Raw genomic sequence first — 18,426 nt, 5'->3', positions numbered from 1 at the left:
GCGCCGGGCGGGGCGGGCGGGCGCGGGAGAATGGGGACATGAGCCCTTTGTTGCGCCGTAAAGAGAAGAAGAGTCCCGGCGAGCGGATGGTGACGCTCATCGGGAAGCCGGGGTGCCACCTGTGCGACGAGGCCGAGGAGGTCGTGGCGACGGTGTGCGCCGAGACCGGTGCGCAATGGGAGAAGAAGGACATCTCGCAGGACGAGGAGCTCTACCGGCTCCACTGGGAGCAGATTCCGGTGGTCCTGGTTGACGGCGAACAGCACACCTTCTGGAGGGTGAACCCCGACCGGCTCCGCCGGGCATTGGGAGGCTGACCCACTCCGCGGTTACCATCATGGGCGATTTGTGGGGTCTGGGGGCGTATCTGTGAGGAGAGTGCACGGTTTTGCCCCCTTTGGTATTTGAACGGGTTCGGCGTGCCGTCGGTTCCGGGATTGCGTGCCGATGTCGCGTGACCCCGGTCACTTTGGACGGACAAAGCGGACACAATCTTTGTGCACGCGTTCACAAAGGCATAGCCTGCTGTCGACGGGGCGGTCCTGGGACAAGAGGCCGCCTGCAGCCCCGCTCATCCCGCAGGAGCATCGTGGCAACTGGCCGAACTCACCGACCGGCGACCCGCAGCCGAGGTATTCCCGAGGCCACTGTCGCCCGGCTTCCGCTGTACTTGCGCGCCCTGACCGCGCTCTCCGAGCGATCGGTCCCCACGGTGTCCTCCGAGGAGCTCGCGGCCGCGGCCGGGGTCAACTCCGCCAAGCTGCGCAAGGACTTCTCCTACCTGGGTTCCTACGGCACCCGCGGCGTCGGCTACGACGTCGAGTACCTCGTCTACCAGATCTCCCGCGAGCTCGGCCTGACCCAGGACTGGCCGGTCGTGATCGTCGGCATCGGCAACCTCGGCGCCGCCCTCGCCAACTACGGCGGTTTCTCCGCGCGCGGGTTCCGCGTGGCCGCGCTGATCGACGCCGACCCCGCGATGGCCGGCAAGCCGGTCGCCGGCATGTCCGTCCAGCACACCGATGATCTGGAGAAGATCATCGAGGAGAACGGCGTCTCCATCGGCGTCATCGCCACCCCCGCCGGCGCCGCCCAGCAGGTCAGCGAGCGGCTGATCGCGGCCGGGGTCACCTCCATCCTGAACTTCGCCCCCACCGTGCTGTCCGTGCCCGACGGCGTGGACGTGCGCAAGGTCGACCTCTCCATCGAGCTGCAGATCCTCGCCTTCCACGAGCAGCGCAAGGCCGGCGAGGAGGCCGCCGCGGCCGCCTCCGAGCCCGGCTCCACCGTGGGCGGCGCCGCCCCCGCGGCGGCCGTCGTGCCGCCCGCCGGGCGCACCGCCGCCGAAGCGCGCAAGGGCGGCCCCGAGGGTGACGTCCCGGCGGTGATGCCGGCATGAGCCTGCTCGTCGTCGGGCTGAGCCACCGCAGCGCACCCGTGAGCGTGCTGGAGCGCGCCTCGCTGTCGGCCGACGCCAAGACCAAGCTGCTGCACGACACCCTCGCCGCCGAGCCGGCGACGGAGGCGACCGTGCTCGCCACGTGCAACCGCATCGAGCTGTACGCGGACGTGGACAAGTTCCACGCCGGCGTCGCCGAGCTGTCCACGCTGCTCGCCCAGCACAGCGGTGTCGCGCTGGAGGAGCTCACCCCGTACCTGTACGTCCACTACGAGGACCGGGCGGTGCACCACCTGTTCTCGGTGGCGTGCGGACTGGACTCGATGGTCGTGGGCGAGGGACAGATCCTCGGCCAGATCAAGGACGCCCTCGCGCTGGGCCAGGACCTGCACTCCGCCGGCCGGCTGATCAACGACCTGTTCCAGCAGGCGCTGCGGGTCGGCAAGCGGGCGCACTCCGAGACCGGCATCGACCGCGCCGGCCAGTCGCTGGTGACCTTCGGGCTGGAGCAGCTCGCGGTGCGCACGCCGGTCGCCGAGTGGGCCCACGGCAAGCGGGCCCTGGTGATCGGCGCCGGATCGATGTCCTCGCTGGCCGCGGCGACCCTCGCGAGGGTCGGCGTCGCCGAGGTCGTCGTGGCGAACCGGACCGCCGAGCGGGCGGACCGACTGGCTGACATTCTGGTTGCCTCAGGCACGGGTGTGCGGGCTTCGGCCATCCCGATGGCCGACGTCGCCGACGAACTGACACGCGTCGACGTCGTGGTGTCCTGCACCGGGGCCACCGGACTGGTGCTGACCGCCGACGACGTACTCGCCGCGGTGGCCGGGGGCGAGGGCTGGGCCGAGCCCGGGTTCCGCCCCCGCATCCCCGCCCCGCAGTCGCCCGAGGGCGGCGCGGCGCAGCCGGCCGCGGCCCCCGCCGCCGGACCGGCGGCCGGACAGGACGCGGCTCCCGACGCCGGGCTCGTCGCACGGCTGGCCGTCGCCGCCGACGTGTACGGGCGACTGGCCGACGCCGGCGCCGCACGGACCATCAGCGCGCCCGCGGAGGCCGACGCCGACGGCTGCCCCGTCGGCCTCGACGGACGCTCCGCGCTGACCGGGGTCGACGCCAGCTCCCTCGAACTGCACGGCACCTGGGCCGACCAGGGCGAGGCCGCCGCCCAGCGGCAGCCCCGCAGGAGCGCCCGTACGCACACCGACGCGACCGCCGTCCGCCTCGCGCTGCTCGACCTGGCCATGCCCCGGGACATCGACGCGGCCGTGCACCGGATCCCCGGCGTACGGCTCGTGGACATCGAGTCCCTCGCGGAAGCCTCCGCAGACGCCCCGATGGCCGCCGACGTCGACGCCGTTCGCGGCATCGTCGCCCAGGAGGTCGCCGCCTTCGGCGCCGCCCAGCGCGCCGCCCACATCACGCCCACCGTCGTCGCCCTGCGCGCCATGGCGGCCGAGGTCGTGGCCATGGAAGTGGCCCGCCTCGACGGACGGCTCCCCGACCTCGACGAGCGACAGCGCGCCGAAGTCACCCAGACCGTGCGCCGCGTCGTGGACAAGCTCCTCCACGCGCCGACCGTGCGCGTCAAGCAGCTCGCGAGCGAGCCCGGCGGCGCCGGGTACGCCGACGCACTGCGCGAACTCTTCGACCTCGACCCTCAGACGGTTGCTTCCGTCAGCCGGGCGGACGCGGCCGATCCGAAGAACGACGACGACCCAGGACGGGCATCATGAACACACGTCCCGACCAGCCGCTGCGGCTCGGTACGCGGCGGAGCAAGCTGGCCATGTCCCAGTCGGGGCACGTCGCCGACGCGGTCCGGGCGATCACCGGCCGGCCCGTCGAGCTCGTGGAGATCACGACCTACGGCGACGTCTCGCGCGAGCACCTCGCCCAGATCGGCGGGACCGGCGTGTTCGTCACCGCCCTGCGCGACGCGCTGCTGCGCGGCGAGGTCGACTTCGCCGTGCACTCGCTGAAGGACCTGCCGACCGCCCAGCCCGACGACCTCGTCATCGCGGCCATGCCGAAGCGCGAGGACGCCCGCGACGCGCTCGTCGCCCGCGACGGCCTGACCTTCGAGCAGCTGCCCGACGGTGCCCGCATCGGCACCGGCTCGCCCCGGCGCACCGCCCAGCTCAACCACCTGGCGCGCTCGCTCGGCAAGCGGATCGAGACCGTCCCGATCCGCGGCAACGTCGACACCCGCATCGGATTCGTCCGCGACGGCGAACTCGACGCCGTCGTCCTGGCGGCCGCCGGTCTGAACCGGATCGGCCGCGGCGACGAGGCCACCGACCTGCTGTCCGTCGACAGCATCCTCCCCGCCCCCGGCCAGGGAGCCCTGGCCGTGGAGTGCCCCGCGTCCTCCACGGACCTCATCGCCGCGCTCGGCCGGCTCGACGACCCGCACACCCGGGCCGCCGTGACCGCGGAGCGTTCTCTGCTCGCCGCCCTGGAGGCCGGCTGCAGCGCACCCGTGGGCGCGTTCGCCGACCTGCTGGCCGACGGACGGATTGTCAATGAAATGCGCCTGCGCGGCGTCGTCGGAACCCTCGACGGCTCGACGCTGGTGCAGCTGTCCACCACCGGTCCCGTGCCCCAGTCGTACGACGAGGCCATGGCGCTCGGCCGCGAACTCGCGGACGAGATGCTGGCCAAGGGCGCGGCCGGTCTGATGGGGGAGCGATCGCTTTGAACCCCTCAAGTCCGACCACCTCCGCCTTCCCGGCCGTCGCCGCCCACGGACGCGTCACCTTCCTCGGCGCAGGCCCGGGCGACCCGGGTCTGCTGACGCTGCGCGCCGTCGAGGCGCTCGCCGCCGCGGACGTACTGATCGCGGAGCCCGAGGTGCTCGAGGTCGTACGGACGCATGCGCGCGCGGGTGTCGACACGCCGCAGCTGACGGTAGCTGACGAAGTGTCAGCAGCCGCCGGGGTCCCGGTGATCCGGGACGCGGCCAATCTTGTCATGGAGGCCGCACGCTCCGGCAGGCGGGTCGTCCGTGCCGTCACGGGCGACCCCGGACTCGACGGCAACGCCGCCGAGGAGATGCTCGCCTGCGCGACGGAGGGGATCCCCTTCGAGGTGGTGCCCGGCGTCGCGACCGCCGTCGGCGTCCCCGCGTACGCCGGTGTCCCGCTGCGCGACAAGCAGGGCGCGGACGTCCGGTTCGTCGACGCCAAGACCGCCTCGGCGCGCTGCTGGAGCGAGGTCGGCGCCAGCGACGGCACCCTCGTCGTCTCCGCGACCCTGGAGACCGTCTCGGCCGCCGCGGCCGAGCTGGTCAGCGCCGGGCGCAAGCCCGACACCCCGCTGACCGTGACCGTGTCCGGCACGACGACGCGGCAGCGGACCTGGTGCGCGACCCTGGGCACCATCGCCCAGGTCTTCAAGCAGGGCAAGGTACTGCCCTCGCCCGAGGGCGCCCGCCCCGTCATATGCGTGGTCGGCGAGCACGGCGCCGCCGCGCGCCGCGAGGACCTGTCCTGGTTCGAGTCGAAGCCGCTGTTCGGCTGGCGCGTCCTCGTACCGCGGACGAAGGAGCAGGCCGCTTCGCTCTCCGACCAGCTGCGTTCCTACGGCGCGGTGCCGCACGAGGTGCCGACCATCGCCGTGGAGCCGCCGCGCACCCCGCAGCAGATGGAGCGCGCGGTCAAGGGCCTGGTGACGGGCCGCTACGAGTGGATCGCCTTCACCTCCGTCAACGCCGTCAAGGCCGTCCGCGAGAAGTTCGAGGAGTACGGGCTCGACGCGCGCGCCTTCGCGGGCATCAAGGTCGCCGCGGTCGGCGAGCAGACCGCGGCCGCCCTGGTGGAGTTCGGCGTCAAGCCGGACCTCGTCCCGAGCGGCGAGCAGTCCGCGGCCGGACTGCTGGAGGACTGGCCGCCGTACGACCCGGTCTTCGACCCGATCGACCGCGTCTTCCTGCCGCGGGCCGACATCGCCACGGAGACGCTGGTCGCCGGGCTGATCGAGCTCGGGTGGGAGGTCGACGACGTCACCGCCTACCGGACCGTGCGCGCCTCGCCGCCGCCGGCGGACACGCGCGAGGCGATCAAGGGCGGCGGCTTCGACGCCGTGCTCTTCACGTCGTCCTCGACCGTCCGCAACCTGGTCGGCATCGCGGGCAAGCCGCACAACGTGACGGTCATCGCCTGTATCGGGCCGGCGACGGCCAAGACCGCCGAGGAGCACGGCCTGCGGGTCGACGTCCTGTCCCCGGAGCCGTCGGTGTCGAAGCTGGCGGAGGCCCTCGCCGAGTACGGGGCGGCCCGCCGCGAGGCGGCCAAGGAGGCCGGCGAGACGGTGTTCCGCCCGAGCGAGCGCCGGCCGGGCGCCCGTCGTCGCCGTACGACGTGAGCGGCGGCTTAGGCGGGGTCCGCCCGTCACGGAACGAGGGGAAGGGGCCCGGGTGCACTGCGCACCCGGGCCCCTTCCCCTTTCGCGCCTTCGGCCCCGGAGGTGCGGCGGGTACGGGAGCATGCGCACCGCACGGCGCTCACGGGCCCGGCTGACGTCGATTCGGCCTCGCCCTTGACGCAGGGGAGCGGATCCACGGCGCACGCGGGTCGGGGCGGGTGGAGCAGCAGGGCGGCGGCCGACAGGGCCGTGAGCAGCCCGTTCACCCCCGCCACGGCAGGGCCCCGCCGGGTGGGGCCAATCGTTTCCGCGCCGCCGGATGAGTATCCGCGCGGATTCCCCGGTCCGGGCGGGCGGGGTTGAGTGTCCCCATGACCGATCTCGAAGTCGAACTCGACCGGGACCGCAGGGCCTTCGTCGCCCCGCTCGTCTCGACCCTGCTGACGCTGCCGTTGGGTCTGGTGTCGCTGTTCTTCGCGGGCCTGTCGCCGATGGCGTGCGACTCCTGCGACGGGGAGACGGCCGACGCGTTCGACGCGAGCTTCCAGGCCGCGTGGCCGGTGTTCATGGCGGGACTGGCGATGGTGCTGGGACTGCTGGTGTGGGGCTGGGCCCTGCCGTGGCGGAAGGCGAACGCCGCCCGCCGCGTCGGCATCGCGATCGGCGCGCCGGCGCTGGTGGTGCTGGACACGGTGGTGTTCTGGGCGCTGCTGGACCTGCCCTAGCCACCCGGTCCCCGCCCGGGCGGAATCCGATTGCCCGGGCCGTCGCACCCGGCGAGGATCACCGCCGGGGGAAGCCGCGGCGGAGGGGATACGGATGGACGAGCGGGACGCACTGCTGGCCGCGGCCATGGAGGCGTACGAGCCGGAGGCGGCCCGGCGCCTGGTCGAGGACGGCGCCGACCCGGACCGGGTCCTGCCGGACGGGACGACGCCGCTGCTGCGGGCTGTGGAGGGCGGCTCCCCGGCCATGGTGACGGCCCTGCTCGGCGACGCCTGCCCGCGGCTGCCGGAAGCGGAGCAGGGCCGGCTGATCGACGCGGCCCGGCGGTGGTACGAGGAGGGCGCGGAAAGGCGGCTGCGGCGGCTGACGGGGGCGGCGGGCCCGGCGGACACGGTACGGGCGCTGGACTCGGAGTTCGAGTGCGTTGCGGAGATCACCCTCGGCGGGCGGACCGTACGGGCCGGGCACGGCGCGGTGCTGACCCTGCTGGAGTGGGAGTTCGGTGTCCTGCCCCCGGTGGAGGAACTGGTGGCCCGCGCGGTCCGTCACCGGGGAGAGGGAGAGGGAGAGGGAGAGGACCACGTGGACCGTGCCGCCTCGCTCCTGGTGCTGATCCACCGGCACAGCGCGCGGACCTGGGCCGAGACGACGGCCTTCCGCCACGACCCGGACCCCTGGCGGCGCGGCCTCGCGGCCGATGCCGTCCGCGACCGGCTGTGGCAGCTGTCGTGGCCGTTCCCCGCGGACGCGAGCCGGCGCGATGAGGAGTGGGAGGCGTGCACACGGATCCTCTTCGAGTGGGAGCCCGAGGAGACCGACCCGCACGCACTGGCCCGAATCCTGCGGGCCCTCCGCCACACGAGCACGGACCTCTCCGGCCACGAGGACATCGCGCTGCGGCGCGCCGGGCACCCGGCGCCGGAGGTCCGGCGGGAAGTGCCCGGGCTCTTCGTCCGGCCGCTCTCCCCCGACGCGCTGCGGGCCGTACGGGACCTGTGCCGTGACGTCGACGCCGCGGTGCGGGCGGCGGCCGCCGAGGTACTGGCGGAGCAGGAAGCCGGCGAGGGGGACCGGGAGCTCATGGCGGCCCTGCTGCGGGACACGGATCCGGAGGTCGTGAGCCGGGCGGTGCGCGCCTTCGCGTGGGGTGCCGACCACTCGGCGGGCGCCGCCGAAGCGCTGGTGCGGTTCCTCGACGCCGCTGACCCGGACGTCCGGCTGAATGCCGCCTACGGGCTGTACCTGCGGGACGACCCCCGCACCCTGGAGGCCTACGACCGGGTGGCACCGCTGGGCCGGCTGCCGGCGGACGACCCCCGGCTGGAGGGGCGGTGGCGGTTCACCTCCCGGAACGGTGTGGGCATCCCGGGGAGCGGCGCCCCTGCTACTGGCTGACCCAGGAGGTGAGCCCGTTCCAGGCGGCGGGGGCGAGGGCGAGGACGGGGCCGTCGGCGACCTTGGAGTCCCGCACGTGGACGGTGCCGGCGCAGGAGCAGGTGACGACCTCGACGCACTGGCCGCCCTCGTCACCGCTGTAGGAGGACTTCCTCCAGGCGTAGGCCACTTCCAGGCACTGGCCGCCTTCGCTGCCGCTGTAGCTGGACTTGAACCACTTCAGTGGGGTGCTCATGTCTCTCCTAGCAGCCGGTCCAACAGGCCCTTTGTCTCAGTGACGTTGAGGGCCTGTGACCGCAGCATCGCATACTTCTGGGAGAGGATGCTGACCTCGTTCGGGTCGCGCACGAGGAAGCTGCCTCGCTGGGTTTCGGAGTAGGCGAGGTGCTGGAACTCGGGGGTTTCCAGCAGCGTGAAGGGGCCGTTGAGGCCCGCGTGGGCGGTGATGCCCAGGGGGAGCACCTGGAGGGAGACGGTCGGCTGGTCCGCGCAGGCGCGCAGGTGACGCAGCTGCTCGTGGTAGACCTCCCTGCCGCCGATGCGGTCCCTCAGGGCCGCCTCCCAGACGATGAAGCTGAGGGTCGGGGGGACCGGGCGGGTGAGGATCTTCTGACGCTGGATGCGGTGGGCGGTCTGCCGCTCGATCTTCTCCTCGCCGACGAAGGGGACGCGGCAGCCGAGCACCGCACGGGCGTAGGCCTCCGTCTGGAGCAGGCCCGGCACGGTGAGGGTGTCGTACCAGGACAGGGCGAGGGCCTCGGCCTCGCGCGCCATGTACTCCTCCGCCCAGGCCGGAACCATGTCCACCTCCGGGAGGCGGTTCGCCGCGACCGCCAGCAGCTCGGGCAGGCCGAGGACGCGATCCATCTTCTCCGCCACGTTGGGCATCAGGACGCGCCTGCCCTGCTCGATCGAGGCGACGGTCTCGACGTCGACGTGCAGCGCCTCGGCGAAGGCGCGCTGGGTCATTCCCTTGGCGGTGCGGGCCTGGGCGACCAGTGCGCCGACCATCTTCATCGCCGTCTCGTTGGGCCGGGGCCTCTTGCGTGGTGGCATGCCTGTGAACTCCCCGCGTGCGCATGCGAGATACCCGTACCGACCCGTACTCCTCAAGGAGTACGAGTCGCTCGTCTCACCCACGGTAGTCACGCAACGCGACGATCGGTGCGTGAATGTGGAAACCCGACCGGCCCTGCTGCGTGAGCGGTTCTATCCCCGCAGCCGTCAAACCGTCCGCCCTGCCAGGGAATTCGCAGCGGAGACACTGCACGTGTGGGGTGTCACATGCCGCCACGACGACGTGTTGCTCTGCGTGAGCGAGCTGGCGACCAACGCCCTGCTGCACGGCGTCCCGCCCGGCCGGGGCTATCGGCTGCGGATGCTGCGCTACGGCGACACCGTACGGGTCGAGGTGCACGACAGCGGCGACGGCCGGCCGCGCGTCGCGGACCGGGACCTGGGGGCCGAGGGCGGCCGCGGGTTGCTGCTCGTGGCGGCCGTCGCGGACCACTGGGGGACCGTGCCACGGGTGCCGGGGAAGACGGTGTGGTGCGAGTTCGCGGTCGGGGCGGGTGGGCCGCCGGACGGGCTCTAGGCTTGTGGCGACTGCTGTCGAAGCTCGAAGAGGCGACTGAAGATGAGCGCGTACGGATCCTTCCCCGGTTCGCGGCCCCGCCGGCTGCGCACCACCCCGGCGATGCGGCGGATGGTCGCGGAGAACCGGCTGCACCCCTCTGACCTGATCCTCCCGGCCTTCGTGCGCGAGGGCATCAGCCAGCCCCTCCCCATCTCGGCGATGCCCGGCGTCGTCCAGCACACGCGGGACACGCTGCGGAAGGCGGCCGTCGAGGCGGTCGAGGCGGGCGTCGCGGGGATCATGCTCTTCGGCGTTCCGGCGGACGAGAACAAGGACGCGCTCGGTACGGCGGGCACCGAGCCGGACGGAATCCTTCAGGTCGCGATCCGCGACGTGAAGGCCGAGGTCGGGGACGACCTCGTGATCATGTCCGACCTGTGCCTCGACGAGTACACCGACCACGGTCACTGCGGCGTCCTCGACGAGAACGGGCGCGTCGACAACGACGCGACGCTGGAGCGTTACGCCGAGATGGCGCAGGTCCAGGCCGACGCGGGCGTCCACGTCGTGGGTCCCAGCGGCATGATGGACGGCCAGGTCGGCGTCATCCGCGACGCCCTCGACGAGACCGGGCACGAGGACGTGTCGATCCTCGCCTACACGGCGAAGTACACCTCCGCCTTCTACGGTCCCTTCCGCGAGGCCGTCGCCTCCTCCCTCCAGGGCGACCGCAAGACGTACCAGCAGGACCCGGCGAACGCCCGCGAGTCCCTGCGGGAGCTGGCCCTCGACCTGGAGGAGGGCGCGGACATGGTGATGGTCAAGCCGGCCGGCCCGTACCTCGACATCCTCTACCGGGTGGCGCAGGCCGTGGACGTGCCGGTGGCGGCGTACCAGATCAGCGGCGAGTTCGCGATGATCGAGGCGGCCGCCGAGAAGGGCTGGATCGAGCGCGACCGCGCCATCCTGGAGACCCTGCTCGGCATCAAGCGCGCGGGCGCGGACACGATCCTCACCTACTGGGCCACCGAGGTGGCGGGCTGGCTCCGCGAAACCCGCTGAGGGGCGGGCCGGTAGGCGCGGCGGGGGGCTCCGGGGCTCGGGGTCCCGGACGGCCGGGATCAGAGATGTCCTGGGGTTTCCCGTCAGTCCCATCGTCTTCCGTGTCGGGCCGGCCCCTCAAGGGCGCTCCCTACGGTCGCGTCACTGCGTGATGGCCTTCGGCCACCCTTGACCGTCCGTCCCGCCACGGAAAGTCGAGGACTGTCGGGAAGCCCCCAGAAGAACGGGCCGGGCGTTCCGTTCCAGGGACGGGCAGATCACAGATGCGGGCCGGTGGTTGGGGTGCGCCCCACATCGCTACGCGCTCCTCGACGACGGCGTCCGCGAGCCTCTCGGGCTGGGCATAAGCCGCCATCGATCGCTACGCGCTTCTCGATCACGCGTCCGCAGGCCTCTGGGGCTGGTCATAGGCCGCCACCTGTTGCGCACGCTTCTGCCTCACGCGGCTGCGGTCCGTCCGGGGCTGGGCAGAGGCCGCAGAAGCCCTGTGTCTTCTTCTCGCGGTTGGCGTCCGGCGCTTGTTCGTGGTCTGGAGGGGCGATGTTGGGGGGCAGGGGAGCGATCCATCGGTTCAGCCGATGTCAACCCAGGAGAGCGGGGTGGTGGGATCCCACTCGCCGGTACAGACAGGGGTGATTGGGGCATATCGGCGGCTTTCTGAAGTGCCCACCCAGGCAGACATGGATTGGGTTCGCTTCAGCCGTCGTCTGAGGCTTTTCCACCCCTCGCGAGGGGCGATGGAAGGTTTTTGCGGCCTGCGGCCAGCCCAGGACGAACTGCGGAGGCGTGATCGAGAGCGCGCCACATCGATGGCGGCCCATGCCCAGCCCCAGGCGGGATCGCAGCCGCGTGAGAGAGAAGCGTGCGCGACAGGTGGCGGCCTATGACCAACGACAGGAACTCGCAGGCGCCGTCTCGCAGGAGCGCGTAGCGATTGGTGGCGGCTTATGACCAGCCACAGGAACTCGCAGGCGCCGTCCTTGAGTAGCGCGTAGAAAGCGGTGGCGGCCTATGTCGAGCCACAGGGGCTCGCAGGCGCCGTCGTTGAGGAGCGCGTAGCGATTGGTGGCGGCCTATGTCGAGCCCCAGAGGCCTGCGGACGCCGTCGTTGAGGAGCGCGTAGCGATTTGGGGCGCGCCCCCACCCCTGCCGCGTGTGGCCGACGCCCCGTCCCTTTGTCGAACGCCCGGCTCGTTCTTCTGGGGGCTTCCTGGCAGTCCTCGGATTTTCCGTGGCGGGGCGGGCGGTCAAGGGTGGAGCGCAGCGACATCGCGTAGCGACGCGACCGGAGGGAGCGCCCTTGAGGGGCCGGTCCGACACGGAAGACGATGGGACTGACGGGAAACCCCAGGACGGCTCTGATGCCGCCCTGCCGAAGTCCCGCTTACCGCACCCCGTCCCGCTGGCCACCCGCCTCCGCCCCGACACCGGCAGAGGCGGGTGGGCAACCACCGGCCCAGGGGGCTGGGCCGCGGGGGTGGAGGTCCCGCCCAGGCGGGAACCCCGTACAGCACCCCCCGGCTCCCAGCCCCGCTCGCGTCCGGCCGGGTGTGGGCGCACCCTGGAGGGAACGGGTGACCCCCTGGAGGTGATGCACCATGGCCACGCTCGTCGGGTGGCATGTGGAGCTCGAATTCACCGAGGAGGGCCACCGCACCAGTGCGGCGGCCCTGGTAAGGCTCGGGGACGGCTCCGAGATCAGGGCGCGGGGTTATGCCTTGCGTCATCCCTCCGACCCGGAGCAGATGAGGGTCGGGGAAGAGATCGCGGGCGCCCGTGCGCTCATGGATCTCGCGCAGCAGATGTTGCAGAAGGCCCACTCGGAGATCGACGAGGCGACGGGCCGTCATTCCTACCCGCTCAACCGCTGAGCGGCGGGCGGACCACCGGCCCGCTGAGGGGCTCTGGCGAGCCGCTCAGCGGGTCCTGCTGCGGAACAGGGCGCCGGCCAGGGTCACGGCCACGGCGGTGATGCCCGCGCACCAGGTCAGGGCCGTCCAGGGGGCGCTGCCCGCGGGCTGCGCGAGGAGCAGCGCGCGCAGGGATTCGATGACCGGGGTCAGCGGCTGGTGCTCGGCGAAGTCGTGCAGCCAGCCGGGCATGGTGTCGATGGGGACGAAGGCGCTGGAGGGGTACGGCAGGAACATCATCAGGAAGGTGAAGCCGCCCGCGGCCTCCGGTGTCCTGGCGAGCAGGCCGAGTACGGCGGCCAGCCACGAGATCGCCGTGATGTACGCCAGCAGCAGGCCGGCGGCGGCGAGGAGGGCGGCCGGGCCGGCCTGGGGCCGGAAGCCGATGGCGAGGGCGACGGCGAGGACGAGGGTGGTGGAGAGCAGGTTGCGCAGGACGGAGGCGGCGACGTGTCCGGCGAGGATGGGGATGCCCCCGATGTCGAGGGTGCGGAAGCGGTCGATGATGCCGGTCCGCATGTCGTCGGCGACGCTGACGGCGGTGGAGGCCGCGCCGAAGCCGGCGCAGAGCAGCATGGCGCCGGGTACCACGTAGGTGACGTACTCCGTGCCGGTGTCGATGGCCCCGCCGAAGAAGTAGACGAAGATCAGCATCAGCATCACGGGCAGCATCAGGGCGGCGATCAGGGCGTCCGGGCTGCGGCGGCTGATGCGCAGGCTGCGGCCGGCCAGTGCGAGGGCGCTCACGGGTACGGCGGCCACGGGTACGGCGGTCATCGGTCGGCTCCCGTCAGGGTGAGGAACACGTCGTCGAGGGTGGCGGTGCGGACGGCGAAGCGGTCCACGGCGGTGCGGTCGGGGTCGAGTTCGTCGAGGAGGGCGCGCACGTGGGCGGCGCTGCCGTCGGTGGCGACGCCGAGGGTGAGCTCGTCCGGCGCGAGGTGGACGGCGCGCGGGGCGAGTACGTCGTAGGCGGCCCGGGTGGTGAGGGTGAGGTCCAGGCGGTGGCCCGCGACGCGCGCCTTGAGTTCGGCAGGTGTCCCCTCGGCGGCGATCCGTCCGTCGGCGAGGACGGCGACGCGGTCGGCGAGCCGGTCGGCCTCCTCCAGGTACTGGGTGGTGAGCAGGACGGTCGTGCCGTCGGAGCGCAGTTCCCGTACGAGGTCCCACAGGTCCTGGCGGCTGCGGGGGTCGAGTCCGGTGGTCGGCTCGTCGAGGAAGATCACCTCGGGGCGGGAGACGAGGCTCGCGGCGAGGTCGAGGCGGCGGCGCATGCCGCCCGAGTACGTCTTGGCCGTGCGGGCGGCGGCGTCGGTGAGGCCGAAGCGGGTGAGGAGTTCGTCGGCGCGGGTGCGGGCGGCGCGCGGGGTGAGGCCGCTGAGGCGGCCCATCATGCGGAGCGTCTCGGCGCCGGTCTGGAGGTCGTCGACGGCTGCGAACTGGCCGGTGAGGCTGATGCGTTCGCGGACGAGGGCCCGCTCGGTGACGGTGTGGTGGCCCGCGACGCGGGCGGTGCCGGCGTCGGGGGCGGTGAGGGTGGCGAGGATCCGGACGGTGGTGGTCTTGCCGGCGCCGTTGGGGCCGAGGAGGGCGAGGACGCTGCCGCGGGGGACGGCGAGGTCGATGCCGTCGAGGACGCGGACGTCGCCGTAGGACTTGGTCAGGCCGGTGGCGTGGATGCCGAGGGCATGGGCGGCGGTGGAGTGGGGGGCGGTGGCGGGTGTCCGGGGGCCGGCGGTGTGGGTGCCGGAGGTGCCGGAGGGGTGTCCGGAGGCGTGCGTGGTCATGAGGGGTGGTGCTCCCTTCCCCGTCTTCTGCGTATGCCTTACGCTCTTCTGTGTAAGTAATACACAGAACTAGGATGGGGGTCAATCGAGGAGTGGGCGGTCATGGCGGACGAGGACGACGGCAGCGAGGGCGGCGAGGGGAGCGAGGGCGGGACCGGGCTCCCGGCGAGCCTGGAGATGGCCTGGGGCCTTCGGGAGCGCCCCGGCAAGGGGCCGCGCCCCACGCTCACACTGCCCCGCATCGTGGAGACGGCCGTGGCGCTGGCGGCCGGTGAGGGCATGGACGCGGTCTCCATGGGCCGGGTGGCCAAGGAGCTGGGCGTCTCGACGATGTCCCTCTACCGGTACGTCACGGCGAAGGAGGAGCTCTACATCCTGATGGCGGACGCGGGCGTCGGCCGCCCGCCGGCGCTGCCGCCCGAAGCGGACGGTTGGGGCTGGCGCGAACTGCTGACGCAGTGGGCCCTCGCCCAGCGGGCGGTGCTCATGGCCAACTCCTGGATCCTGCGCATCCCGATCACCGGCGCTCCGGTCAGCCCGAACCAGCTGGCGTGGATGGAGCGCGGGCTGGCGGCGATGGCCGGTGCGGCCCTGACGGAGGGCGAGAAGATCTCGACGATCATCCTGATCGGCGGTCTGGTCCGCAACGAGGCGACCATGGCGGCCGACATGATGGACGCCATCGTGAAGTCCGGCGTCTCACCGGACCAGGTCATGGGCCAGTACCTGCGCACGCTGCGGATGATGACCGGCCCGGACACGCACCCGGCCGTGACGCGGCTGCTGGAGTCGGACGCGTTCACGGGCGCGGACGAGCCGGACTTCCAGTTCCGCTTCGGCCTGAACCGCATCCTGGACGGTCTGGAGACGCTGATCGCGGGACGGGCACAGGCGCGGTGAGGCCGGGCCGCAGTGCAGCCGGGGCCGGGGTGGAAGCGGGGCCGGGGTGGAAGCGGGGCCGGGGTGGAAGCGGGGCCCGCGGTGCACCGCGGCGCGCCTTCCGCCTGCTGTCGCGCGGAACGTGGCAGGAGGCGGAAGGGACGGGAGCCCACCGGTCAGGCGGGCTGTTCCGGAGCGGTGGCCCTGATCACCGAGAAGACGCCGCCCTGCGGGTCGGCGAGGACGGCCATGCGGCCCGCCACCATGTCGAAGGCCGGCGCCATGACGCTGCCGCCGGCCCGGACGGTGGCGGCCTGGATCTCGTCGACGTCGTCGGCGTGGAAGTACGGCATCCAGTGCGGCGGCACCCCGGCCGGCAGCTTGGCGAGGTCCATCATCCCGCCGACGGCGCGGTCGCCGACCTTGAACTCGGTGTAGTCCCCGGCGTCGGGCATCTGCGACTTGGCCGTGGTGACGGGGAGGACGGAGGTGTAGAAGGCCGCGGCGGCGGGGACGTCGCCGGTGTTCAGCTCGCTCCAGATCAGCGCGCCGTGCTCGTTGACGATGCCCGCGCCGTCGAAGGTGCCGGCCTGCCACAGGCCGACCGCGGCACCGGTCGGGTCGACGACCACCGCCATCCGGCCGAGGTCCATGACGTCCATCGGACCCATCATCACGGAGCCGCCGGCGTCGGTGACGGACTTGACGGCGGAGTCGATGGAGTCCGTGGCCAGGTACGTGGTCCACGCGGTCGGCGGCATCGGGTCGGGCACGGTGCCGTCCGGGTTGGACGCCTTCATGATGCCGGCGACGGGCCTGCCCTTGAGGAGGCAGACGGAGTAGCCGCCCTGCTCGGCCGGGCCGATCTCGCCCTGCCAGCCGAAGAGGTCGCAGTAGAAGTCGAGGGCCGCCTGCTGGTCGGGGACCATCAGGTCGATCCAGCACGGGGTGCCGGGCTTGTAGGGGCCGTTCATGTCGGGCACGGATGCCTCCGCTGGTGGATGGGGGAAGGACGGGCCGTCCCCTACCCGGCCCCCCTGCCCCGAATCGACCCGTCCGGGTGAAGGCTGCGCGGCCCGTACGGGAGGTCGCGGACCGCAGGCGCCGGGCGGCGGCCATCGAGCGGATGCGGGAGATGGTGGACGGGGGCGAAATGGACTTCGCGGCGATCGGGCACCCTGACGCGGGCGAACAGGCCGAAGACAAGGGGCATTCGGCCGCGTGAGCGACGACTTCCTGATCGACAGCAGCGCTCTGGTGCGCTTCTACCGGCGTCAGGCCGGACCCGAGCGGGGCCGACTGGTCGAATCCGGCCGCGTGGGGCTGTGCGAGCCGGTACGACAGGAGTTCCTGCGCGCGATCTGCGGCCGAGCGGCCCACTGCGGCGGATCCTCGGCTGAGAACGGGGCTGCCCCCGGCCCACGGGCCGGGGGCAGCCCCGTCAGGTCGGTCAGAGCTTCTCGGGCGTGCGGATGCCGAGGAGGGACATGCCCTTGGAGAGGGTGCGGGCCGTCAGCTCGCACAGGAACAGACGGTTCTCGACCTGCTCCGCCGTGTCCGCCTTGAGGACCGGGCACTCCGAGTAGAACGACGTGTAGAGCGACGCCAGCTGGTACAGGTACGCCGCCAGCTTGTGCGGGGCGTGCTCCGCGGCCGCCTCGGCGATCAGTTCGCCGAAGGCGTCCAGGTGCAGGCCCAGCGCGCGCTCGGTCGGCGCCAGCGCCACCTTCGGGTGGGCGGCCGGCCCGGCGTCGCCCGCCTTGCGCAGGATCGACTGGATACGGGCGTACGCGTACTGCAGGTACACGGACGTGTCGCCGTTCAGGGAGACCATCTGGTCCAGGTCGAACTTGTAGTCCCGGGCGGCGGACGTCGACAGGTCGGCGTACTTCACCGCGCCGATGCCGACCTGGGCACCCCGCTCGGCGATCTCGGCCTCGGTGAGGTCCTGGGCCTTCTCGCGGACCACGGCCGAGGCGCGCTCGATCGCCTCGTCCAGCAAGTCCACCAGCCGGACCGTCTCGCCCTCACGGGTCTTGAACGGCTTGCCGTCCTTGCCCAGGACCGTGCCGAAGGCCAGCTGCACGGCCTTGACGCCGTCGTTCAGCCAGCCCGCCCGGCGCGCCGTCTCGAAGACCATCTTGAAGTGCAGCGACTGCCGCGCGTCGACCACGTAGATCAGCTCGGTCGCCCCGAGGTTCGTCACCCGGTCCCGGATCGCCGACAGGTCGGTCGCCGCGTAGCCGAAGCCGCCGTCCGACTTCTGCACGATCAGCGGGGTCGGGTTGCCGTCCGGGCCCTTGACGTCCTCGAAGAACACGCACAGCGCACCGTTGGAACGGACGGCGACGCCCGACTCCTCCAGCAGCTTGCACGTCTCGACCAGCATGTCGTTGTAGCCGGACTCGCCGACCACGTCGGGGTCCTGGATGTCCATGTCCAGCTTGTTGAAGACGGAGTAGAAGTAGATCTTCGACTCGTCCACGAACCGCTGCCACAGCGCCAGCGTCTCCGGCTCGCCCGCCTGCAGGTCCACCACCCGTGCCCGCGCACGGGTCTTGAACTCCTCGTCGGAGTCGAAGAGGGCGCGCGAGGCCTTGTAGAGGCGGTTCAGGTTGGACATGGCCTCCTCGCCGGAGGCCTGCTCGTCGCCGTCCGCGGACGTGTGGTCCAGCTCGTGCGGGTGCTCCAACAGGTACTGGATGAGCATGCCGAACTGGGTGCCCCAGTCGCCGATGTGGTGGCGCCGGACCACCTTCTCGCCCGTGAACTCCAGGATCTCCACCATCGCCGCACCGATCACGGCGGACCGCAGGTGCCCGACGTGCATCTCCTTCGCGACGTTCGGCTGCGCGTAGTCGATCACCGTCGTGCCGGCGGACGGGTTCAGCGGGACGCCGAGCCGGTCGTCGGCCGCGCGTGCGGCCAGCGTCGAGATGATCGCCCGGTCGGCGACGGTGATGTTCAGGAAGCCGGGGCCCGAGACCTCGATCTCCTGGATCAGCTCACCGGTCGGGATGCCCTCGACCACGGTCGTGGCCAGCTCGCGCGGGTTGGCCTTCGCCTTCTTCGCGAGCGCCAGGATGCCGTTGGCCTGGAAGTCGGCCCGGTCGCTACGTCGCAGCAGCGGGTCGGCGCCACCGGCCTCCGGCAGGGCGGAGGCGAGGGCGTCGGCGACGCGCTGGTTGACGGACGAAGCGAGCGAAGGGACCGAGGCCATGAGCTGCCGTTCCTGTGAGGTTCCGTACGTGGTTCGTACGGGGTGCGTACTTGGGTCTTCCGACAAGTGCCGAGTATCCCACGCGGGCGCCATCCGTTTCGCGGGATATC

Annotated in this window: 18 protein-coding genes; 12 read left to right on the top strand and 6 right to left on the bottom strand. The window is 72.2% G+C overall.

All coding sequences use genetic code 11. The annotated features are described in order from the left end of the window. Positions 1 to 38: 38 nt before the first annotated feature. The 7 genes from AC2RP6_RS18355 to AC2RP6_RS18325 all read left to right on the top strand — a co-directional run bounded on the left by AC2RP6_RS18355 (position 39) and on the right by AC2RP6_RS18325 (position 7,882). Positions 39 to 317: a glutaredoxin family protein gene (locus tag AC2RP6_RS18355; RefSeq protein ID WP_486447171.1), complete on the top strand. Its 279-nt coding sequence runs from the start codon at positions 39 to 41 to the stop codon at positions 315 to 317. A gap of 272 nt (positions 318 to 589) precedes the next feature. After that, positions 590 to 1,399 (top strand): redox-sensing transcriptional repressor Rex, encoded by an 810-nt coding sequence (locus AC2RP6_RS18350; protein WP_391708872.1) that lies wholly within the window; start codon positions 590 to 592, stop codon positions 1,397 to 1,399. Beyond that, positions 1,396 to 3,132, top strand: a complete 1,737-nt coding sequence (locus AC2RP6_RS18345) for a glutamyl-tRNA reductase (RefSeq protein WP_486447170.1) — start codon at positions 1,396 to 1,398, stop codon at positions 3,130 to 3,132. Before AC2RP6_RS18350 ends, AC2RP6_RS18345 begins: the two co-directional genes overlap by 4 nt. Continuing rightward, positions 3,129 to 4,097, top strand: a complete 969-nt coding sequence (hemC, locus tag AC2RP6_RS18340) for a hydroxymethylbilane synthase (RefSeq protein ID WP_486447169.1) — start codon at positions 3,129 to 3,131, stop codon at positions 4,095 to 4,097. Before AC2RP6_RS18345 ends, hemC begins: the two co-directional genes overlap by 4 nt. Continuing rightward, the gene (locus tag AC2RP6_RS18335) at positions 4,094 to 5,761 is read left to right on the top strand and encodes a bifunctional uroporphyrinogen-III C-methyltransferase/uroporphyrinogen-III synthase (RefSeq protein ID WP_486447168.1); all 1,668 of its coding nucleotides are present in this window, start codon (positions 4,094 to 4,096) and stop codon (positions 5,759 to 5,761) included. Before hemC ends, AC2RP6_RS18335 begins: the two co-directional genes overlap by 4 nt. A gap of 371 nt (positions 5,762 to 6,132) precedes the next feature. Beyond that, positions 6,133 to 6,486: a hypothetical protein gene (locus AC2RP6_RS18330; RefSeq protein ID WP_486447167.1), complete on the top strand. Its 354-nt coding sequence runs from the start codon at positions 6,133 to 6,135 to the stop codon at positions 6,484 to 6,486. A gap of 94 nt (positions 6,487 to 6,580) precedes the next feature. Continuing rightward, complete coding sequence (locus AC2RP6_RS18325; RefSeq protein ID WP_486447166.1) at positions 6,581 to 7,882, top strand: HEAT repeat domain-containing protein; 1,302 nt, start codon at positions 6,581 to 6,583, stop codon at positions 7,880 to 7,882. On the opposite strand, the gene AC2RP6_RS18320 is transcribed toward AC2RP6_RS18325, so the two are convergent. Both AC2RP6_RS18320 and AC2RP6_RS18315 read right to left on the bottom strand, forming a co-directional pair. After that, on the bottom strand, positions 7,872 to 8,117 hold the full coding sequence (locus AC2RP6_RS18320; RefSeq protein WP_486447165.1) for a DUF397 domain-containing protein: 246 nt from the start codon (positions 8,115 to 8,117) through the stop codon (positions 7,872 to 7,874). The genes AC2RP6_RS18325 and AC2RP6_RS18320 overlap by 11 nt on opposite strands. After that, a complete protein-coding gene (locus AC2RP6_RS18315) occupies positions 8,114 to 8,938 on the bottom strand; it encodes a helix-turn-helix domain-containing protein (protein ID WP_486447164.1) in 825 nt (274 codons plus the stop codon). The genes AC2RP6_RS18320 and AC2RP6_RS18315 overlap by 4 nt, the downstream gene beginning before the upstream one ends. Here AC2RP6_RS18315 and AC2RP6_RS18310 point away from each other — a divergent pair. From AC2RP6_RS18310 to AC2RP6_RS18300, 3 genes are all read left to right on the top strand, one after another. Further along, entirely contained in the window at positions 8,937 to 9,476 is a 540-nt protein-coding gene (locus AC2RP6_RS18310) for an ATP-binding protein (RefSeq protein ID WP_486447163.1), read from the top strand. The genes AC2RP6_RS18315 and AC2RP6_RS18310 overlap by 2 nt on opposite strands. A 42-nt stretch (positions 9,477 to 9,518) precedes the next feature. Continuing rightward, positions 9,519 to 10,520 carry a porphobilinogen synthase gene (hemB, locus tag AC2RP6_RS18305; RefSeq protein WP_486447162.1) on the top strand — a complete coding sequence of 334 codons (1,002 nt, stop codon included), beginning with the start codon at positions 9,519 to 9,521 and terminating at the stop codon, positions 10,518 to 10,520. 1,598 nt (positions 10,521 to 12,118) lie between these two features. Beyond that, positions 12,119 to 12,391 (top strand): DUF1876 domain-containing protein, encoded by a 273-nt coding sequence (locus tag AC2RP6_RS18300; RefSeq protein WP_030027023.1) that lies wholly within the window; start codon positions 12,119 to 12,121, stop codon positions 12,389 to 12,391. A gap of 45 nt (positions 12,392 to 12,436) precedes the next feature. Here the strand turns inward: AC2RP6_RS18300 and AC2RP6_RS18295 are convergent, their stop codons facing one another. Both AC2RP6_RS18295 and AC2RP6_RS18290 read right to left on the bottom strand, forming a co-directional pair. After that, positions 12,437 to 13,207, bottom strand: a complete 771-nt coding sequence (locus AC2RP6_RS18295) for an ABC transporter permease (protein WP_486447161.1) — start codon at positions 13,205 to 13,207, stop codon at positions 12,437 to 12,439. Then, positions 13,204 to 14,217, bottom strand: a complete 1,014-nt coding sequence (locus AC2RP6_RS18290; RefSeq protein ID WP_486447160.1) for an ATP-binding cassette domain-containing protein — start codon at positions 14,215 to 14,217, stop codon at positions 13,204 to 13,206. The genes AC2RP6_RS18295 and AC2RP6_RS18290 overlap by 4 nt, the downstream gene beginning before the upstream one ends. Positions 14,218 to 14,319: 102 nt before the next feature. Here AC2RP6_RS18290 and AC2RP6_RS18285 point away from each other — a divergent pair, with 102 nt between their 5' ends. Continuing rightward, complete coding sequence (locus AC2RP6_RS18285) at positions 14,320 to 15,117, top strand: TetR/AcrR family transcriptional regulator (RefSeq protein ID WP_486447159.1); 798 nt, start codon at positions 14,320 to 14,322, stop codon at positions 15,115 to 15,117. Positions 15,118 to 15,272: 155 nt separating this feature from the next. Here the strand turns inward: AC2RP6_RS18285 and AC2RP6_RS18280 are convergent, their stop codons facing one another. Further along, a complete protein-coding gene (locus AC2RP6_RS18280) occupies positions 15,273 to 16,070 on the bottom strand; it encodes a VOC family protein (protein ID WP_486450370.1) in 798 nt (265 codons plus the stop codon). 86 nt (positions 16,071 to 16,156) lie between these two features. On the opposite strand from AC2RP6_RS18280, the gene AC2RP6_RS18275 reads away from it, so the two are divergent. Continuing rightward, the gene (locus tag AC2RP6_RS18275) at positions 16,157 to 16,321 is read left to right on the top strand and encodes a hypothetical protein (protein ID WP_486447158.1); all 165 of its coding nucleotides are present in this window, start codon (positions 16,157 to 16,159) and stop codon (positions 16,319 to 16,321) included. Between the two features lie 225 nt (positions 16,322 to 16,546). Here the strand turns inward: AC2RP6_RS18275 and argS are convergent, their stop codons facing one another. After that, positions 16,547 to 18,316, bottom strand: coding sequence for an arginine--tRNA ligase (gene argS / locus AC2RP6_RS18270; RefSeq protein WP_486447157.1), 1,770 nt, complete (start codon positions 18,314 to 18,316; stop codon positions 16,547 to 16,549). Positions 18,317 to 18,426: the final 110 nt, after the last annotated feature.

Source organism: Streptomyces sp. WAC03905 (genome assembly GCF_057371075.1).
This window is presented reverse-complemented; position numbering and strand designations above follow the sequence as displayed.

Coding starts and splice junctions, on each gene's coding strand:
- AC2RP6_RS18345 (WP_486447170.1), top strand. CDS start 1,396: ATGAGCCTGCTCGTCGTCGGGCTGAGCCACCGCAGCGCACCCGTGAGC.
- argS (WP_486447157.1), bottom strand. CDS start 18,316: ATGGCCTCGGTCCCTTCGCTCGCTTCGTCCGTCAACCAGCGCGTCGCC.
- AC2RP6_RS18320 (WP_486447165.1), bottom strand. CDS start 8,117: ATGAGCACCCCACTGAAGTGGTTCAAGTCCAGCTACAGCGGCAGCGAA.
- AC2RP6_RS18310 (WP_486447163.1), top strand. CDS start 8,937: ATGCCTGTGAACTCCCCGCGTGCGCATGCGAGATACCCGTACCGACCC.
- AC2RP6_RS18355 (WP_486447171.1), top strand. CDS start 39: ATGAGCCCTTTGTTGCGCCGTAAAGAGAAGAAGAGTCCCGGCGAGCGG.
- hemB (WP_486447162.1), top strand. CDS start 9,519: ATGAGCGCGTACGGATCCTTCCCCGGTTCGCGGCCCCGCCGGCTGCGC.
- AC2RP6_RS18280 (WP_486450370.1), bottom strand. CDS start 16,070: ATGAACGGCCCCTACAAGCCCGGCACCCCGTGCTGGATCGACCTGATG.
- AC2RP6_RS18295 (WP_486447161.1), bottom strand. CDS start 13,207: ATGACCGCCGTACCCGTGGCCGCCGTACCCGTGAGCGCCCTCGCACTG.
- AC2RP6_RS18290 (WP_486447160.1), bottom strand. CDS start 14,217: ATGACCACGCACGCCTCCGGACACCCCTCCGGCACCTCCGGCACCCAC.
- AC2RP6_RS18330 (WP_486447167.1), top strand. CDS start 6,133: ATGACCGATCTCGAAGTCGAACTCGACCGGGACCGCAGGGCCTTCGTC.
- hemC (WP_486447169.1), top strand. CDS start 3,129: ATGAACACACGTCCCGACCAGCCGCTGCGGCTCGGTACGCGGCGGAGC.
- AC2RP6_RS18300 (WP_030027023.1), top strand. CDS start 12,119: ATGGCCACGCTCGTCGGGTGGCATGTGGAGCTCGAATTCACCGAGGAG.
- AC2RP6_RS18315 (WP_486447164.1), bottom strand. CDS start 8,938: ATGCCACCACGCAAGAGGCCCCGGCCCAACGAGACGGCGATGAAGATG.
- AC2RP6_RS18285 (WP_486447159.1), top strand. CDS start 14,320: ATGGCGGACGAGGACGACGGCAGCGAGGGCGGCGAGGGGAGCGAGGGC.
- AC2RP6_RS18325 (WP_486447166.1), top strand. CDS start 6,581: ATGGACGAGCGGGACGCACTGCTGGCCGCGGCCATGGAGGCGTACGAG.